Here is a 15,921-nt window from a genome sequence, read left to right on the forward strand (position 1 = left end):
AATGATAACGTAAACCTACTAGAGAAACAAGGTCGCAAGGTCACACAAGAGGCCGCAATTTCCGGCGTTTTTGATTTGAAAATTTAGTTTAAGTAAGAAGTTTGAAAAAGAAGATTTTATTCTCGGGATTTTATATCCGATTCCATTTGTGCGGACATCGAAAGATTAAATTCGAAGATGTTTTGCGCTTCATCTTCAGAAACGTTTTTAAATTTCATAATTGCGGCGACAACTTCATTTCTTGGAGCGGATGGATCTCCGAGTCTTCCGTAAAGTTCTGCAATCTGATCTTGAGTCAAAGTTGATAGTATGTCAGAAACCTTTTTCACTTTAGATAACCCAACTTTTTAAAAATTTTATCAAGCACATTCTCTACAGATTCAAAATCATTTTCATCCCAATAATGATTCACAAAGTTCATGTTACCTTTTTTTCGTATCTGTGCAATTAGATTTTGTGAATTCGTTTTCTTCGCGGTCCAAAGCTCGGTCGCTCTTGCGAAGAGTTCTTCTGAAGAAAGAAGATACGGAATCAGCTTTCGTTGTGTCGGACTTAATGGAACGGGACTGTTCGCGCCCGGTTCATTAAGCCAACCGAGATTATTAATTTTATTAAGTTTTTTATAAAGCTGAGTGTCTTGAACAACTTTCTTAAACTCAGAAAATTCAGGAGAAGCACTCTCATATCTCCCAGGCTTTCCGATCCAATTGTAATCCATCATGTGACCAAACTCATGGACAAAAGTAGATTGGTAAACATTCTTGAAAGTCTGGGAACCATTCAACTCGATTCGGTTTGTATTCGGATTAAACAATCCCGAAATATTCTTCTTCAACATGGAACCGCTTAGATAATGAACGCTTGCAGTTGCTCTATCAGGAGGAAACCGAAGAATGGAATCCAGATCAGAAAGAGTTTTTTGGATGTTCGCTTGGATCGTAGGATCAGGAAGATTCAAAGTAATCGTGTCCGAAATCGAAATTATTTTCTTTGGCTGTGGTCGTGGGGGAAGTTGTATCTGAGATGGGCTTTTTGGGGCGTTCGATATTTTCGGAACGGTTCCCTTGGGACCCCATGCAGGCTCTCGAAAACATCGGCAACGCCAATCATCTCCCGGCTCCAAATGTGCCGCTAAACCACCTTTGCGTTGAACTAAGGGAGGAGAATCCCAAGTATAAAATTTATCTGCGACATCTTTGTGAGGGTCACGAACCCGTGAATCTTTTTGAGTTCTCCAAAAGTATCCTGGAAAGCCTGCTTTAGTCTGTCTCAATCTACTTTGCTGGTTGAAAAACTTTCCAGTTTGATCTGTTGCCCAGAACTCGGCTCGCCGTTCTGAAATTCCGGTCGCCGCTTTAATCTTGGATGCAATGTCTTCGTATTTCAATCCCTTTGAAAGACCGTCGGTTACGATTTTTTGAACGGCTTCGAAGTGATCCCGAAATGCGCTCGAAGCAAGATTTGTTTGCTCCTTAATCATTTGATTCACTCTGTCCCAAACTTGCGGAGATTCTTTCTCAGGGATTTTTATAGCAGGAACTCTGAAGTCAGATCGGTTCCCACCAACAACCCCGGCAACTGGCGGAGAGTTCATAGCACCATACTGTTTCTTAACGAACTCGTTAGTCTTATCCCGAGACCATGCGTCTATCAGGTGAACATTTCTTTTTATCTGAGATTCAAATTCTTTGCGAGGAACAAAATCTCCATACTGGTTTTTAAGTTGAATGAGGAGTCCTCGAAGATCCGAAACATCCAATCGAACAGCAGGGATATAGAAATAGGAATCCGCGCGAGCTTCACTAGTACTAGTATATACCTCGACCTGTTTCAGAACTTTTGAGTTTATCTCTTCCGCGAACTTAGAAATTTCCTTTTTCCAGAGATTTGAATATTGGCGTTCCAAACTCAACGGATACATCGATTTTCACCTGTTTCTATCGAAAGATGGAAAAAGCGGTTTACGACATAGTATCGTAGACTCTTATTTTGAATCAGAACCTGTTCAGCTTTGTTCAGCAAACGAAAAGACGACCAAAGATAGCCCTCTTTACTCAAAACCCTGGAAAATGGCCTTTTATTCGTTTTTCTGAACATGCAATTTTACTGTTGAACGGGAATCACGTCTTCTTCAGGAATTGGATTTTCGGGAGTAGTAAAATCAAGATGCTCATTATTGTCTTGATTGTAATTTCCAAAAGCCTCCATTTCTGGGTAACGTATACCACGAACATCGTCGGGGGATAATACGTTTGTTGAGATATAAATTTGATCCGATTGAGCGTTCTTGAGTCGAATGTCCGCTTGTGCCGCCTCGGTAGACTTGATTGTCGATTTGAATTTGAAATTCCAATCTAAAGATTCATAATCACCATTGAGGAGATGATAGATCTCTCCTTCGGTTGAACGAATCTTCAACTGAATAAACCTTTCAATGATCGCTCGAACCTTTAGTTCCTGAAAGCGCGCTACATCTTCATGGTAGCTGATCATATCGGAAGGATCGTTCCCACCTATATTGATTACGGATTGAGTCTGTCCTAAGATTCGTGAAGCCGGAATCTTCGAAAGTCCTGAAAGGATCTTAAAGACAAAGGAGAATAACGAATCCATTTGAGAGTCAGAGAGACCGGAATTTCCGAGTCGCGTAAGCGTTTCGTCTTTTCCAAGAAACGCTGTTGATTGAGTCGACAAAGTATGTCTGAGTAATCTCAAAAACTCCATCGTCTTATCAGGAGATGCGTCGTCGATTTTATCTGAAGTCAATACCTTGACGGCCATTTCAAATAAAATCGAAGTCACAGACCAAAGAGCTGTGTCGATTGCTACTATTCCTTCGTAGACTTTCTCTACGATAGAGATTCCTCGTTGAGAATCCCAGTTCCAACTATTGACCAGCCAATGGACGCGCGTTGAATCCAATTCGGCTCCGGATATGGAGAAGAGCGGCTCGTTGTAATATTTCGAAAGAGGATCTGTGGACCTCCTTCTTACAGAGAAACGACTTGCATCGATGACGTTTATGAACTCAAGATTTCGAATTGTCTCAGGCATAGGCTGACCAAGAACGTAATTGGTTTGAGGAATATCGGACTTAATTCCCCAAAATAGAATCGATCCTTGGTGATCCATCCTCGACCCTCGTATATGCTCTTCAATTTTCCCGCGAAGATCAAATTCTTCCATTTCATTGAGAAGGATTCGAGAAATGTTTAATCCCTTTTCACCGGTTTCCTTGTTATCCGAATCTCGATTTGTCTGAATCTCGATCCATTCTCTTGTAGAATCCTCCGCGACCGAGTCGACTATATTCGCAAGGAACCCGTTCTCTTCATACAACGCGCGGGAAGTCCCAGGCATAATCCTTTTGGGGTTGGCTGATATTCCGCTAAGTTTATCTCTACCCATCACGCCCTTTCCAGATGCGATGTGCATTAGAGTATCGAGTCTTACTGCTGCTTCGGACGAATCAAGTCTTGATACTCCGACGTAAGTTTCAATTCCTTCTTTGTTATAATTTCTTTTTCTTTTGCGGGACATCACCACCTCCCTTCGTTTAATAGCATTTCAAAAAAACCTAATCTATTCTTTAGCCCCTTTGCCTGAGGACCGAACTTGGATTCTCTAATTAGTCCTGCCAGTGAATCAGGAGCGTCATCATGACGCTCGACAACATCAGAATATTCGAGAATTTGTTTAATATATTTATGCGAGACAAATTTTGAAAAACGAATCTTATCCCAGTTCATTTTTGCATATTGCTGAATTCTAAAATCCTTATCCCCGGCACTTGTGATTCCTTTACTTGAAATCTCACGTCGTGTCATTTCTATTTCTAAAGCGTCCTCACCTTTATTGTTTTCTATAAATAATTTAGAAACACGAAGTTGTTTGCAGAGCTTCTCGACGCGATCATAAGATTCCCCAAGTTTAGTTCTCCAAATTTCACCGGCGATCACATAGAACTTTCCATCGCAAGAACCACCTGCAGTAAAAGCATTAAAGTCTTTTTTCTTACTCTCCTTTCGAAACGCAGGGTCCCAAAACGCAAATATTTTAATGTCACTGGGGGCTTCTTCATATCTCGGATCACTGAAAATCTGTTCTGCAATATCAAGAGGAATTTGTTGATAAAGTGCACTAAAACGCGTATCTCCAATGCGTGATCTTAACTTTAGAACGTTTTCAATTTTAAATCTCTCGGGCCAAAGAGAAGTGCCGTCTTCTAAAATTGCTGGAAGACGTAGAACATGCCATTCACCTTTTATTTCTGGCTCAAAGAGCTTCATTCTCGAACTCCTCCTTATCCTCACCTATCAATCTTCCAGTAAGGTCATTCCTTAGCCATCTTGTATGAACGATCAGAATAATTGCGTTTGGAGAGAGACGTGTTTCTCCTACGGACATAAAGTTCTCGATGATTTTTTCGGAAATAGTTTCGGAAGTTGCCTCTTCACGGTTTTTATAGGGGTCATCGACAATCAAAAGATCAGCACCATCACCGTTAAACCCGCCTTTCAATCCAGCGCTTAACACGAGTCCTCCTTCAGTAGTTTCCCATTCAGCGGCCGCTCTCATGTCTTGGCGGACCTTTGTATTTGGAAATACTTGAGCAAATCGATTTGATTCAACACAATCTCTAACCCAACGACCGAAGCGAGCGGCTTTCCCATCGGAGTATGATAAAAGAATAACGTTATGATCTGGGTGTCTTCCAAGATACCACGCTGGAAATAGCCGGGTGCAGATTTGACTTTTCCCGCGACGCGGCGGAAGGTTGATAATTCCCCTTTGAATTTTTCTTCTCTCCATATTTTCAAGGAGGTGAATAATTGATTTAATGTGAAGTGGATCTTCGAATTTTGGATCGATATACTTTGCAAATGCAGTTAGAGACTCTTTTCCAAACTCCTTTCCGTATAAATTTCGATCTTTCTTTTTGACTTTAGAAAACTCTTTCGTTCCCAGTTCAAGAAGCGATTCTAATAAATCTATATCCGAAGACATTATGTTACCTGATTTATTTTAGAGAGTTTAAACGCTTCAATTGCCTCATGAATTTCAAGAGCTAAATTCTTTTCCCAATGGTCACTTATCGCACGACCTACGGGTTCACAACGTTTGAACAATTTTAAGACGACGCTTATAATCTCACTTGGATTCAATTGCGTTCCATATTTTTGAGGCAAAGTCAATTCAAGTTCTGAGATTGCTTTATAGGCGTAAATAGCGTTGTCAAGACTTGTAAGTTTAGGAGTTTCTTCTGTTATTTTTTTATACAATAAGTCTGCAATCGTCTTTGTTCGATTTTGAATTTCTACTAATCGATTCTCTGCGATAACTTCAACTTGCTTCTCAGCCCTTGCAACAATGCGATTCCGCTTATCTTCCCATGTTAAGCCATCTTTGTCTTTCTCCTTCGACCATTCATCGATAGTCTTCGCAGTAGTCTTCGTTCCATATTCAGAACGAATCTGTTTCGCTACGCTATTTTTAGAAGAGCCGGAGCCGGAAATAGCGTAGAGAAAAAATGCGCGTTCCCTTATAGCTGGTTCTGTGCTCATTCGAATTCTTTTCCGATTAATCCGGTTGATCTTCTGATTCTGTCGGAGCGTAGTGAGTGAATCCTATTGCTTGAAACAATCGCTTCATCAACGCGTCATAGAATCTTGTAGTGAATACAAAGTTTAAAAGCAAGATCACAGCGTAATAACCAAGGTCAAGAATCGAGTCTCCTAAGATAAATCTTGCGATCTCAAAGCCGATTGCGACAACTGTCGCGAGAATCAAAACAAAACGAACCTTATCGCGATGAATGAAATCGTATTTTAAATAACGGAACATCCACTGACTCAACAAGAGAACGAGTGCGATATACAACGGAATGAATAATCCGAAAATTGCCTGAGTTAAAATTTCCATAATTTCTTTCCTTCTCTTATAAAAGTTTTTTTGATTTTAAGAACTTAGCTGGGTCCATCGGATCAGGCCAAGATTGCTTTTTTTCATTCCAAGGCCAAACCTCGAAATGTAAATGAGGTCCCATCGAATAGCCGAGGTTTCCGGATCTTCCGATGACCATTCCGGCTTTCAGATTTTGTCCGACAGAGACTTGTGAATCGACATGTTTGAACTTGTATTGATTTTTAGTGTGAACTCCAACAGCGATTATGAAAGGTGTCCATGCTCGTTCCTTGGGAATCTTCTTTGTGCTGATCAAGTCGACCCAAGTTCCATTTTCATAATGGAAGCGAACCGGATACTCATCGTCTTTTTCGAGAATTGTTTTAATCACGCAATCCTCTGGAAGTTTTATATCTTTTTCGCCACCAAGATCGATTCCTAAGTGAAATTGTCTCGAACCTTTACCGTTGATGTTCAGGGTTCGCCATCCGAATGGAGACGTTACATGAGGCTCATCAACAGGACAAAAGAATGTTGGCTCAACTACGGAAGGGAACGTTGCGAGACTTGCGTGAACTGCATCCGATTCGATCCGGTTCGTTTTTACTTGGGATAGAACAGACTCGTTCCAATAGTTTTGCTTTTCCTTAATCTTCTCAAAGTTGAGAAAATGTTTTTGAATCTGGAACGATGCAGACTTTAAAGTTTCCAAAATTTGAATCATGATTGTCTTCCTCCTAAAAAACTATTTACTACGGGAAGTCCGTTTCGTCTTAGTGCAAGGATCGCAAGAACGACAAGAATCAAAGCGATAAGAGAGAGGATGATAAATCCGATCACAGCATAATAGAGCCACTTGATCCCGCTTCCTTCTCCGGCTTCCTTTGAAACCTTCGTAAGCTGAACAGCCTTCTTTTCGTTTTCATTCGCACACTTCCGTAACGCCTCTTTCAGTTGAGCAATCTCTTTTGAATTCTCGATGTTTCTGGCATCACAACGATCCAGTTCTGAAATTGCTCGATCCCTTGCACCCGGCTTATCTTCAATCAGTGCTTGCTTTGTTTCTTGGATCTGCTTCGAATCCTCCTTTAAAGTAGGTGGAAGAGTTTGGAAAACCGCACAGGCTCCCAAAAACAAAAGTAAATAAAGGATTCTCATTTCGTTTCTCCGTGATCTTGAATTGAAATTGCGATATGTTCCGCGTTGCCCGCCAGCATCCGAAAGTTTTCAACTGTGTTTGTAAACCTTCCCGGTGGGAAAATAATGTTCAGGAAAATTCCGTTCTTTTGAACTACATCTATAAGAATCTTTGAAAAGGCTCCGATTGCGGCTGAAGAGATATAATCAACATTTAAAAAAGAAAATGTAAGCCTAACGTTCGGATACGGATTCGTAAGTCGTGCGCGAACTTCACTAACAAGATTGAATAGAAAACCATAAAACATTTCCGAGTCACGGACCCGGAGCGAATCGATAAATTGGATTGTAGTAATATGCTCTTGAATAAATCGAGCGTCGGGGTGAGTATCAGCCTGAATTTGAACGACAGAGATTTTATCTTTCGAGTTTAAACTCTTCGTAATCAGTTTTGAGATCAGTCCAAAAATCAGACCGAGCGGTTTCCGGTATACGAGTAAGACCGTAAAGAGAAGAATAAAAGAAATGAGAAAGAGAGATAGGTGATCAATTTTGTAGAGTGCGTTTAGTTCTTCCATGTTGCCAATAGGCTAACAGAGAATTCATATACGCACAACGTCGCAAGGTCACGCAAGAGGCCGCAATTTCCGGCGGTTTAAAGGTCTTCGCTCTGAAAAAAGTGATCTTGTAAAAACTCTTCAACCCCGATTCTGGAATATAAGATTCGTCCATCACGGAATTTCCAAAACTTCTTCAACAATCCTTCTCTCCGATAGAAGCTTACTCTTCGGACTGTTCTTTTTATAAGGGCCGCAACTTCTTCCGGTGTCATCGTGTCTTCCGGATCTTTTGGAATAGCAGGATCTGTTTGCATTGGCGAGTTTCGTTTTTTCTTTAAATCTTTAAGTGGGATGTTTTTAAAAAGTGATCCGTCCGTTGAATAACCGGAAACTGCGTTAGGAGTCTGTTTGGTTTTATTAGATTTCTGAGATGTAGATTTACTTTTTTTGGCCATACGGCAGACCAAAGCACAGTTTTAGAATTGTCAAGCACTAACGTATATTGAATATTTTGCTTATGAACAGATTACAAAAATTAATTTATATAACAGCTTTCTTATTCTCGATTTCAATTTCTGCTGAGGAGAAAGTTAGAACTTGTATTGAAGGCGATTGCCAAAATGGAAGAGGTAAAACTCAAAGCGAAGAAGGTGTAATTGCGGAAGGAACTTTTAAAAATGGAAAACCGCACGGAGTAATTAAAGCTTATAAACCTGAAAATCCTGAAAAATACTCTACGATGTATTTTATCAACGGGAAGATTGACACTTCAAAACCTGTTTCAGATTGGTTTGAAGATGGAGATCATTACGAAGGATATTTTAATTCTGAAATGAATATGCACGGAAAAGGAAAATTAACCTTTTTAGATGGAGATGTTAAATGTATTTACGAGGGATTTTTTGCCAATGGTAAGAAGCAAGGAAGTGGAAAATTAGATTGTGAAGATGGAATGCATGAGGTTGGAGAATGGAAAAATGATAGGAGACAATTTAATGTTGAGATCGACTTTGTATGTCGATCATTGGAGAGAGTGGACAAGTGGGAAGGAGGTTCCGTCTCGGGAAAATTCAAGTTCACAATAATGAGAAACGCTAAAGATCTTGAATCTAATCTTAAAGAGTGGAATGGAATCAAAATCTCGGATGACTGGAACGGTTACACAATCGCAGAAGCAATTTATAATGGAAAGGAAGTAACAGCACATTTTCTCCTATTCATTCCTTCCGAACAGGATAAAGTATTCGATGCGATCGTTTCTAAAAAACGCGACTTGAACATTCAGGGGATGGCCGTTGGAGTTGCAAATGCGGAAAGGAAATTTCCTGTAATCTTTGTCGAAAAAATTAAATAATCAGAAAACCGAAGTTGGGAATTAGATTCCCAACTTCGTAAAATTTAATTTTTCAATTAGATTTATTTAGAGGGATTTTTATCCAAAATCCCACCAGGCCTAACTCCTCAGCATGAACGAATCGACCATGCAATGGAGAATAAATCCATCTTGTAAAAATAATTTTCCTGCCTTTAATGTTCTCGAACATAAAGAAATCCTTCCCAGAGTGACGCTCTGGGGCGTTAATAAACGCATCCAGGAAATTCAGTTGACAAAAATTAAACTACAGTATATGAATGACTTAAAGTTTATATAAGTAGATTCATTCTGTTTATCAACATTCCGGATGAACCTCACCGGGGGACTTTGCACCGTAAATGCAGGTCCTTCGGTATAATAACTAAAACCTAGAACATTCCGGTTTTAGATTCCTATCTGAGTATGTTTCGCTCAGAAATTCATCAAGAAATCACTTCTGACTTCTAAATCAACGTAGGGCTAGACTAATCTATACTTATGTTTCGTCAAGAACGATACGGGGTGGTAGGCAAAAAAATATCGGCTTCTCACCCTGAATTCTCAAGGGAAAAGTTCATTTTTTTAGAAAATTTTAATTACTTTTTAGCGACGTCGAGAAGCCTCTTTCGCTCTTTCCATAGAAGAACATGCTCTATTTTTATCGCAACTAAATTTTAATTAATAATTTTAATATTATTAACCGGCAGGAAAAGAAAGTTAATATTGAAAGTTTAGAAATTTATTTGAACAAATAAAAGTTATCTGACATAACAAAGCAAAAGTTTTGTTTAATGATTCCAAATTTGTCCGGCGTGGAAATATACTATACTTATATATAGTAATTGAGTTGGATAATATGGATCAAAAATACAAGACCTCTTCCTTAGCATTAGAAATTAAAATAAGATTAAAGAATGAGCTTATCAGGTGTCTTTCACAAGAGGAGGATTTGGAAAAGGTTGTTGAACTTCTTTCAATGACGACTTTACTTTGGTTTCGAAAAAACTTCTTATTCCCAAAACTCTAATGTTTCATTGCCCGAATTGTCTTTTCTAAGGCGTCGATCTGGTCATCTGAAAGTGTTGAATCGCTCAATAAATCTAAGAGTCTTCGTAGTTTTGGATTTTTCTGACTTTTTACTAAAGACTTCCATGCTGTTTTTGCTTGTTCTTCATTCGAGATTTCCTTTTCAGTAAGCAACATTTTCCCTTCGCCAGAAAGAAGCCAGAGAGAATTTAATTTAAATTCGTGTTCCATTGCCTTAAGAGCAGAACCGGAAATTCCATGTGCTCCTGTTTTCCAAGAACTTATATTTGAACGCGCTACACTAATGCGTTTAGCAAACTCGTCCTGAGTAAGCCCCACCGTTTTAAAAAATTCAGAAAAACGTTTAGAAATATTTTTATTTATTTTGTCGGATTCAGACATTTTTTGCTTGCAATTTTGTCGGTATCCGACATGGTTCTTTTCAACTGGTTTAAACCTACCGAGAGCATCGGAGATAAGACCAGTGAAATCAAGGAGTTTTCATGGGTTTCGAAGGGCCAATTCAAAATTTAGATAATTTCAGAATCAACATTCTAACTCATGTCGTTCACCAATCCGGTTTCAAAAACGTAAGGAGAACCTTCTGTGATCATCAAAAATAATGAAGAGATCAAACGAGCCATTGCAAAGAGAGGATTTCTTAGGTTCAAAGAATGGAGCGACTCCAAAGGACTTAACTATAACTACGCGTTGAAAACTCTCAATGGTCAAGATGCGTATTCGAGTGTTGTCAAAGCACTCGAAGAAGATAAATTCAAAATCGTTTGGGAAACGCCAACCTCCAAAAAACTCAAGGAGCTGGCATGATGGAGCCTATCTTCGCAATGAAAAGTCACCGCAGAAGAGTCTCCGAGTCTGTTCAAAGGATTATGGGAAGAACAAAACAAGATCCGGTTCAGATACTTCTCTCACGATGTGCTATCTATGAATTCTTTATCGATGATGAAGAACTTAAAGACCGATTCGCTCAATGGGTTCAAAAGAAAAAACTTTCAAAAGAAGGAGAAACATTCAATGGCTAACACTACAAAATACGATCGAGTGAGAAGTCGTTTTATTTGCGATCAAGTGAAATCTTTACGTGAGAAAAATCTGAATGCCCGCACTCTATTTGATCGTTGTTGGAATAAAATTCCGGACACTCTGATTCGAAAATTGAATGCAGAAGACCTTCTTCAATACATTCGTCTGCATGTATTACCAGGAGAGATTTCATCAATCATCCCTTCTAAAACGAAAGATGGATACAAAACAAAAAATCCCAAAAGTCATTCTTTGGAGAAATTCGCATGACCAGCTCTTTTCTGAAGCATACAACCATCGACTCTCTACCCCTCGGCGGGAGTTCTTCCGCCGAGGATCTTTTTCCCGAAAACACAACTGTCTGTAGTGGATGCGGTGTTCAACCTACAATCATTTACCAATTCGATCTTTGTAAGCCATGTTTAAAGAAATGGTTCGAGAAACTCAGACCACTACTGGACTCGGTAAGAAAATGACTCTTTTGATTGTAGCGAAATTTTTCTTAGAGAATCCTCTGGTCGCGTTTCGTCCAACGCAGGTTGCAAGGAACTTAAGACGCCCCGAGAAAACAATCTACAGAACGATTCAAATTCTCATACAATGGAAGCTCATCGAGGAATACGATGGTATGTATATCTTAAACGTTGATTCGATCGAAGGTAAAAACCCGACTCGTAAGCTGTCTGGAACTGGATCAATCGCAATCTTACATTTCCTCTTACCAGGGAAGAGCTTTTATTCCGGTGAGCTGAGGCTACTTACTGGGCTTCGATCTCTTCAACGCGCCAAGGCAAAGTTAATCTCCTCCAAGTTGATAAATTCCGAAGACGAGACAGATTTATTTGGCGAAAGTTTCCTTTGGCAACTCACACCTAAAATTCAAATCAAGCTCGCACAAGCTCAAAACCATTTGCGCGGACTTAGGAGGATTTATGGAAAATGAAAGGTTGGTACAATTAGAAAAAAGTAATCGTACCAGGAAGCCGAGGGGAATCCGCCTACCTTCCGAAATCAGAAAAATCGTCAATCCAATCGAAGGAAAAACGACTCTTCAAGGTATTGCGAACGCTTACGATGTGCATCGGTCCCACCTTTCAGCCACCGCTTATGGAGATCGAAACACCCCTCATTTGATTCAGATTTTAGAAATGGAATTCAATCTTTCGATCGCGGAGATCCGAGCCATCTTTCAAAAGGCAAGAGAAGCGAGACTCGAATTTAAAAAGAAGCAATCTGAAAATGGAATGCGTGTTTCACAAAGCGAAGAAGCGAAAGCGATTTTAAAAAACATGGGAATTAAGGAGTGAAGGTATGACCGAAAAATCGGCGTTAGATGAATACAGAGACGAGATAGGAGAACCCTCCACAGAGGATACTTCCTTGACAATTCCGAGCAAGAGTGAGGCGAAAGATTTTTCGCCTGAACAAAGAAAGACTCTTGCCCAATTTTACTTAGTTCAAGCGAAGGTAAGCGTTTTTCAAACCGCAATTGCCCTAACAGCAATCCGAAATCTGGAACTCCATTTAGAACTCGGATATGAAAAGTTTTCGGACTGTATGGAACAAGAACTTGGAATGTCTGGCAGAGTTGCCTCAGAATATGTTTCAGCTGTTGAGACTTTCGGAATTGGCGATCGCGTTAAACAGCTTATGGAGGCTTCCCCAAAACGTTTCTTACAAGCCGCTAAGGAAGTTCGGCAAAAGCAAATGGAAGGAGAAACTTTAACCCTTTCCGACGGCACAGAAATTACGGCGGAAGAATTTTTAGAGGAAAGAATTTCGGCCTTGGAAAGCTCTTCGAAAAAGAGAATCAAAACTCTCGAAACTGAAAATCAGACCATTAAGGCTGAAGCTGATCTGCTAAGAAAAAAACAAGCTAACTTAGAGAAATCCATCTCGAAGAAAGACGAACAAATAGACGTTCTCCGAAAATCGAAAGATCTTGATCCAGAAAAACTTTTAAAAATCAAAAACCAAAGAGAAGCGGAAAAGGTTATTGATGAATGCAACGCTTCTTTACTGGACGCATTAAATCGAATCGAATCCATTCCGGAAGAGGTTAGGAATGGCGGGCTAGGAATTTATCTCTCGCGAACGATTGCCACTATGGAGATCGGACTTAAAACTCTGAAAATGAATTGGTCGAGCCATCTCTTCCAAGGTGAGACGAGCGAGTGAAGCAGTTAGATCCGGATTTATTCTACGACTTCTACTCCGCTTGGAGAGATGCTCCTTCGAAACATGCTAAAGGTGAAATGATGCGTAAGGCATCTTCAACCTTTGGCCTTTCGGAAGATGCGATTCGAAGAAGATTCGAAAAGTATAAAACTGGACTTGAACTTTCCATTGTTGCCGGGGAAAGAAAATCAAAGCGTAAATCAAATTTGAACCCGGAACGAATAGATCTTCGAGAAAGCGAAGCAAAGATCATCGCAGAAATCGTTTACTCAAATCTTTCCGGGAAGAATCCCATTCCAATTTCGATGGAACTTGCTCTTCGTCGGGCGCGTAATAGCGGACAAATAAATCTTCCGTGGACAATATCCACCGCGAATCGATGGCTCAATCGCCTCGGCTTAGGTAGACATGAAATGCGAACTGCGGAAGCCTCGAAAATGTGGAGAGAACCATATTCGAATTCTACTCACATGGTCGACGCGTCCGTTGCAAGTCGATACTATCTGAATCCTCGCGGACGTATTGAGCAACATTGGTTTCTGGATGATAAAGATGAAGAAACTACGATGCTCAAAAATAACCTGATTAAGGTTTGGATCTATGCACTCGTAGACGTTTATTCCAAAGCATTCTTCTTACGCGCTTACGGTGGAAAGGCTTTGACTCCGGGTGCAAAACATCGCGGTGAAAATACTACCGACTATCTTGACTTCTTTAAACGAGCATGGCTCCCAAAAGAAGATCGCAGAAACCCATTCGAAGGCATTCCAGAATACATCTACTCAGATAAAGGCTCTGGATTAATTGGTGCTAAAAGTGCACTTACGCGATTAGGAATGACGGTACGAATGCACAAGCCTGGACGCCCAAAAGCAAAAGGTCCTGTGGAAAGAAGGATCGGGGTTTTTAAGAATATCGTCGAACCCGCAATCGATGGAAAGAGATTCAGTGATTTAGAAGAGTTCAACGAGTTTCTTAATCTTTATGTGATCCATGAAAATCAACTACGTGGAACGTTTGATCTTTGGCTTTCTGGGACAAAATTAAAACCGGTTCGAAGAGTTACTGAAGAAAACTTTTACGATGCGACTGTTGCATTTGATCACCGAGTCGTAAACAACTACGGTTGCATAGAATACAGAAACCATTCTTACGGAGTAGCGTTGGACTTGGTAGGGCAGAAAGTAACTCTCTTCAAAGATAGAGAAGGCAATCTCGTAGCGGAAGACAGATTAGGAAATCTTTATATATGCAATCCAGACGGCGCACGAAGTATTTCTCAGGCAACTGGATTTGAAACTCAATCAGCGGAAAACTGGAAAAAAACGGATCGGATGCGATTGCGAGAATCGATTCGTGAAGGTGCGAAGAAGCAACGTAAAATCGCAACGATTGCCGACATATTTCCGGAATCAGAACTGGAAAACCTTAGATACTTCCCGGTAAATACAGTTCCAATCGAGACTCCTGCTACTATGGCACCGGCGGAATTTCCGGATACTGAATCCGCTTGGAATTACATCGAAAGAAGACTGCTTGCCTATCGTTCCGAAATGCCAGAACAGCTTGTAGGCGCAATTCAACAACGTCTTGAATCAAGCATTTCCCTTAGAGGAAATATCTCAAATGAAGAAGTATACGATCTTTTGAATATACTTAACAACATCGATTTCGAAATCAAAGACAAACAGGAGAACGCGGAATGAGCTTCGTCGATACAGAAAACACAAATAAGGTTATTAGAGCAATCAAGCAGACCGTAGACGGTTCACACTGGGAGTGTATCGTAGGTCACGTTGGAGCCGGTAAAACCTTTCTCTATGAACACATGCTTCACTTTTGGAGAGATTATCCAAATAGATTTCAAGTAATCGAAATGGGAAGATGCTACGAAAGTTTTGATTATAACATCAATCAGATTATGAAAGTGATGATTTCGGAACTTTCTCCAGACAGAGAGATCCCCGGAAACGCTCATGCAAAACAACTAATCCTCAGAGAGATTTTAGAAACAGCTTTCAAAAGAAAGAGAAAAATTGTTTTATTATTCGATGAGTCTCAAGCTCTCTCAGGTAAACTTCTTAGAGATCTAAAAAAGATTCATGAGATTAGCATTCCCGGAAAAGAGAATCTTTTCTCGATTGTTATGTTCGGGAAAAACGAAGGTCCTTGGCTCCGTTCTTTGATCAAGACTCAAGAGATTGGATGGAGAATACGCAAGACGAATCTGGAACCGCTTAAAGACAACGAGGTTCTTTCATTCGCAGAGCGAGCATTCGAAGTCAAATTCGAGTCCGGACAGAATGGACAAAAGAGTCGTCAGATTTTTATTCAGAACACATTCCCAACTCCCCTCGGAGTTAAACATCAGATCCAAAAAATTGAGAGAACATTCCCTGGATGGAATCGGATTCTCACTTATGAGCAAGCAAAGATCATCTTTCCACAATCCTTTGGAGAGATCCTTAAAAAACTTAAGATCACTCAACGTGAAGTTGCAAAAAGAGTTCGAGAAATTACGGGTAAAGAATTAAGCAAAGCCGCAATCTCTACATATCTAAGCGGTGACGAAAGTGACATTAAGAAATCAAGACTGAGTCTTGACGGTCAAAAGATGACGATCGAAGCGGCTATGGATCTAATAAGAGATCGTTCACCGGGTGATGTTCAGTCTGCGGAAGTCCTCCTAAGAACAGCAAACGAATAACGCAATATTTT

At 40.1% G+C, this 15,921-nt stretch carries 20 protein-coding genes; 8 read left to right on the top strand and 12 right to left on the bottom strand.

The window, feature by feature from the left end; genetic code table 11:
- Positions 1 to 116: 116 nt before the first annotated feature.
- The 11 genes from DLM75_RS24910 to DLM75_RS24685 form a co-directional block, all read right to left on the bottom strand.
- Entirely contained in the window at positions 117 to 329 is a 213-nt protein-coding gene (locus tag DLM75_RS24910; protein ID WP_118968924.1) for a hypothetical protein, read from the bottom strand.
- Positions 326 to 1,921 (bottom strand): phage minor head protein, encoded by a 1,596-nt coding sequence (locus DLM75_RS12975; RefSeq protein ID WP_118968925.1) that lies wholly within the window; start codon positions 1,919 to 1,921, stop codon positions 326 to 328. The genes DLM75_RS24910 and DLM75_RS12975 overlap by 4 nt, the downstream gene beginning before the upstream one ends.
- Before the next feature lie 182 nt (positions 1,922 to 2,103).
- On the bottom strand, positions 2,104 to 3,540 hold the full coding sequence (locus DLM75_RS12985; protein WP_118968927.1) for an anti-CBASS protein Acb1 family protein: 1,437 nt from the start codon (positions 3,538 to 3,540) through the stop codon (positions 2,104 to 2,106).
- Positions 3,540 to 4,289: a hypothetical protein gene (locus DLM75_RS12990; protein WP_118968928.1), complete on the bottom strand. Its 750-nt coding sequence runs from the start codon at positions 4,287 to 4,289 to the stop codon at positions 3,540 to 3,542. Before DLM75_RS12990 ends, DLM75_RS12985 begins: the two co-directional genes overlap by 1 nt.
- Positions 4,276 to 5,007 (bottom strand): terminase large subunit domain-containing protein, encoded by a 732-nt coding sequence (locus DLM75_RS12995; RefSeq protein ID WP_118968929.1) that lies wholly within the window; start codon positions 5,005 to 5,007, stop codon positions 4,276 to 4,278. Before DLM75_RS12995 ends, DLM75_RS12990 begins: the two co-directional genes overlap by 14 nt.
- Entirely contained in the window at positions 5,007 to 5,564 is a 558-nt protein-coding gene (locus DLM75_RS13000) for a hypothetical protein (RefSeq protein WP_118968930.1), read from the bottom strand. The genes DLM75_RS12995 and DLM75_RS13000 overlap by 1 nt, the downstream gene beginning before the upstream one ends.
- 16 nt (positions 5,565 to 5,580) lie before the next feature.
- A complete protein-coding gene (locus DLM75_RS13005; protein WP_118968931.1) occupies positions 5,581 to 5,922 on the bottom strand; it encodes a hypothetical protein in 342 nt (113 codons plus the stop codon).
- 16 nt (positions 5,923 to 5,938) lie between these two features.
- A complete protein-coding gene (locus DLM75_RS13010; RefSeq protein WP_118968932.1) occupies positions 5,939 to 6,628 on the bottom strand; it encodes a M23 family metallopeptidase in 690 nt (229 codons plus the stop codon).
- Positions 6,625 to 7,062, bottom strand: a complete 438-nt coding sequence (locus tag DLM75_RS13015) for a hypothetical protein (protein ID WP_118968933.1) — start codon at positions 7,060 to 7,062, stop codon at positions 6,625 to 6,627. Before DLM75_RS13015 ends, DLM75_RS13010 begins: the two co-directional genes overlap by 4 nt.
- Positions 7,059 to 7,619, bottom strand: coding sequence for a hypothetical protein (locus DLM75_RS13020; RefSeq protein WP_118968934.1), 561 nt, complete (start codon positions 7,617 to 7,619; stop codon positions 7,059 to 7,061). Before DLM75_RS13020 ends, DLM75_RS13015 begins: the two co-directional genes overlap by 4 nt.
- Before the next feature lie 77 nt (positions 7,620 to 7,696).
- Positions 7,697 to 8,056, bottom strand: coding sequence for a MerR family transcriptional regulator (locus DLM75_RS24685; protein WP_118968935.1), 360 nt, complete (start codon positions 8,054 to 8,056; stop codon positions 7,697 to 7,699).
- Positions 8,057 to 8,118: 62 nt separating this feature from the next.
- Here DLM75_RS24685 and DLM75_RS13030 point away from each other — a divergent pair, with 62 nt between their 5' ends.
- Positions 8,119 to 8,955, top strand: a complete 837-nt coding sequence (locus DLM75_RS13030; RefSeq protein ID WP_118968936.1) for an MORN repeat-containing protein — start codon at positions 8,119 to 8,121, stop codon at positions 8,953 to 8,955.
- 1,023 nt (positions 8,956 to 9,978) lie between these two features.
- Here DLM75_RS13030 and DLM75_RS13040 read toward each other — a convergent pair.
- The gene (locus DLM75_RS13040; protein ID WP_118968938.1) at positions 9,979 to 10,383 is read right to left on the bottom strand and encodes a helix-turn-helix domain-containing protein; all 405 of its coding nucleotides are present in this window, start codon (positions 10,381 to 10,383) and stop codon (positions 9,979 to 9,981) included.
- 204 nt (positions 10,384 to 10,587) lie between these two features.
- Between DLM75_RS13040 and DLM75_RS13045 the strand changes: the two genes are divergently transcribed.
- The 7 genes from DLM75_RS13045 to DLM75_RS13085 all read left to right on the top strand — a co-directional run bounded on the left by DLM75_RS13045 (position 10,588) and on the right by DLM75_RS13085 (position 15,910).
- Positions 10,588 to 10,809 carry a hypothetical protein gene (locus DLM75_RS13045; RefSeq protein WP_118968939.1) on the top strand — a complete coding sequence of 74 codons (222 nt, stop codon included), beginning with the start codon at positions 10,588 to 10,590 and terminating at the stop codon, positions 10,807 to 10,809.
- Between the two features lie 207 nt (positions 10,810 to 11,016).
- Complete coding sequence (locus DLM75_RS13055; RefSeq protein ID WP_118968940.1) at positions 11,017 to 11,295, top strand: hypothetical protein; 279 nt, start codon at positions 11,017 to 11,019, stop codon at positions 11,293 to 11,295.
- A gap of 202 nt (positions 11,296 to 11,497) precedes the next feature.
- Positions 11,498 to 11,968 (top strand): hypothetical protein, encoded by a 471-nt coding sequence (locus DLM75_RS13065; RefSeq protein ID WP_118968942.1) that lies wholly within the window; start codon positions 11,498 to 11,500, stop codon positions 11,966 to 11,968.
- On the top strand, positions 11,958 to 12,332 hold the full coding sequence (locus tag DLM75_RS13070) for a hypothetical protein (protein ID WP_174715087.1): 375 nt from the start codon (positions 11,958 to 11,960) through the stop codon (positions 12,330 to 12,332). Before DLM75_RS13065 ends, DLM75_RS13070 begins: the two co-directional genes overlap by 11 nt.
- A 4-nt stretch (positions 12,333 to 12,336) precedes the next feature.
- A complete protein-coding gene (locus tag DLM75_RS13075) occupies positions 12,337 to 13,203 on the top strand; it encodes a hypothetical protein (protein ID WP_118968943.1) in 867 nt (288 codons plus the stop codon).
- The gene (locus DLM75_RS13080; protein ID WP_118968944.1) at positions 13,200 to 14,909 is read left to right on the top strand and encodes a DDE-type integrase/transposase/recombinase; all 1,710 of its coding nucleotides are present in this window, start codon (positions 13,200 to 13,202) and stop codon (positions 14,907 to 14,909) included. Before DLM75_RS13075 ends, DLM75_RS13080 begins: the two co-directional genes overlap by 4 nt.
- Positions 14,906 to 15,910, top strand: coding sequence for an ATP-binding protein (locus DLM75_RS13085; protein ID WP_118968945.1), 1,005 nt, complete (start codon positions 14,906 to 14,908; stop codon positions 15,908 to 15,910). Before DLM75_RS13080 ends, DLM75_RS13085 begins: the two co-directional genes overlap by 4 nt.
- Positions 15,911 to 15,921 lie beyond the last annotated feature (11 nt).

The sequence above is a fragment of the Leptospira stimsonii genome, assembly GCF_003545885.1.
GTDB lineage: Bacteria > Spirochaetota > Leptospiria > Leptospirales > Leptospiraceae > Leptospira > Leptospira stimsonii.

Bases quoted from the DNA above. Each gene is read 5' to 3' on its own strand.
- DLM75_RS13040 (WP_118968938.1), bottom strand. From the start codon at position 10,383: ATGTCTGAATCCGACAAAATAAATAAAAATATTTCTAAACGTTTTTCT.
- DLM75_RS12995 (WP_118968929.1), bottom strand. From the start codon at position 5,007: ATGTCTTCGGATATAGATTTATTAGAATCGCTTCTTGAACTGGGAACG.
- DLM75_RS13030 (WP_118968936.1), top strand. From the start codon at position 8,119: ATGAACAGATTACAAAAATTAATTTATATAACAGCTTTCTTATTCTCG.
- DLM75_RS13075 (WP_118968943.1), top strand. From the start codon at position 12,337: ATGACCGAAAAATCGGCGTTAGATGAATACAGAGACGAGATAGGAGAA.
- DLM75_RS13005 (WP_118968931.1), bottom strand. From the start codon at position 5,922: ATGGAAATTTTAACTCAGGCAATTTTCGGATTATTCATTCCGTTGTAT.
- DLM75_RS24685 (WP_118968935.1), bottom strand. From the start codon at position 8,056: ATGGCCAAAAAAAGTAAATCTACATCTCAGAAATCTAATAAAACCAAA.
- DLM75_RS13055 (WP_118968940.1), top strand. From the start codon at position 11,017: ATGGCTAACACTACAAAATACGATCGAGTGAGAAGTCGTTTTATTTGC.
- DLM75_RS13015 (WP_118968933.1), bottom strand. From the start codon at position 7,062: ATGAGAATCCTTTATTTACTTTTGTTTTTGGGAGCCTGTGCGGTTTTC.
- DLM75_RS13085 (WP_118968945.1), top strand. From the start codon at position 14,906: ATGAGCTTCGTCGATACAGAAAACACAAATAAGGTTATTAGAGCAATC.
- DLM75_RS12985 (WP_118968927.1), bottom strand. From the start codon at position 3,540: ATGTCCCGCAAAAGAAAAAGAAATTATAACAAAGAAGGAATTGAAACT.
- DLM75_RS13010 (WP_118968932.1), bottom strand. From the start codon at position 6,628: ATGATTCAAATTTTGGAAACTTTAAAGTCTGCATCGTTCCAGATTCAA.
- DLM75_RS12975 (WP_118968925.1), bottom strand. From the start codon at position 1,921: ATGTATCCGTTGAGTTTGGAACGCCAATATTCAAATCTCTGGAAAAAG.
- DLM75_RS13070 (WP_174715087.1), top strand. From the start codon at position 11,958: ATGGAAAATGAAAGGTTGGTACAATTAGAAAAAAGTAATCGTACCAGG.
- DLM75_RS13065 (WP_118968942.1), top strand. From the start codon at position 11,498: ATGACTCTTTTGATTGTAGCGAAATTTTTCTTAGAGAATCCTCTGGTC.
- DLM75_RS13000 (WP_118968930.1), bottom strand. From the start codon at position 5,564: ATGAGCACAGAACCAGCTATAAGGGAACGCGCATTTTTTCTCTACGCT.
- DLM75_RS13020 (WP_118968934.1), bottom strand. From the start codon at position 7,619: ATGGAAGAACTAAACGCACTCTACAAAATTGATCACCTATCTCTCTTT.
- DLM75_RS12990 (WP_118968928.1), bottom strand. From the start codon at position 4,289: ATGAAGCTCTTTGAGCCAGAAATAAAAGGTGAATGGCATGTTCTACGT.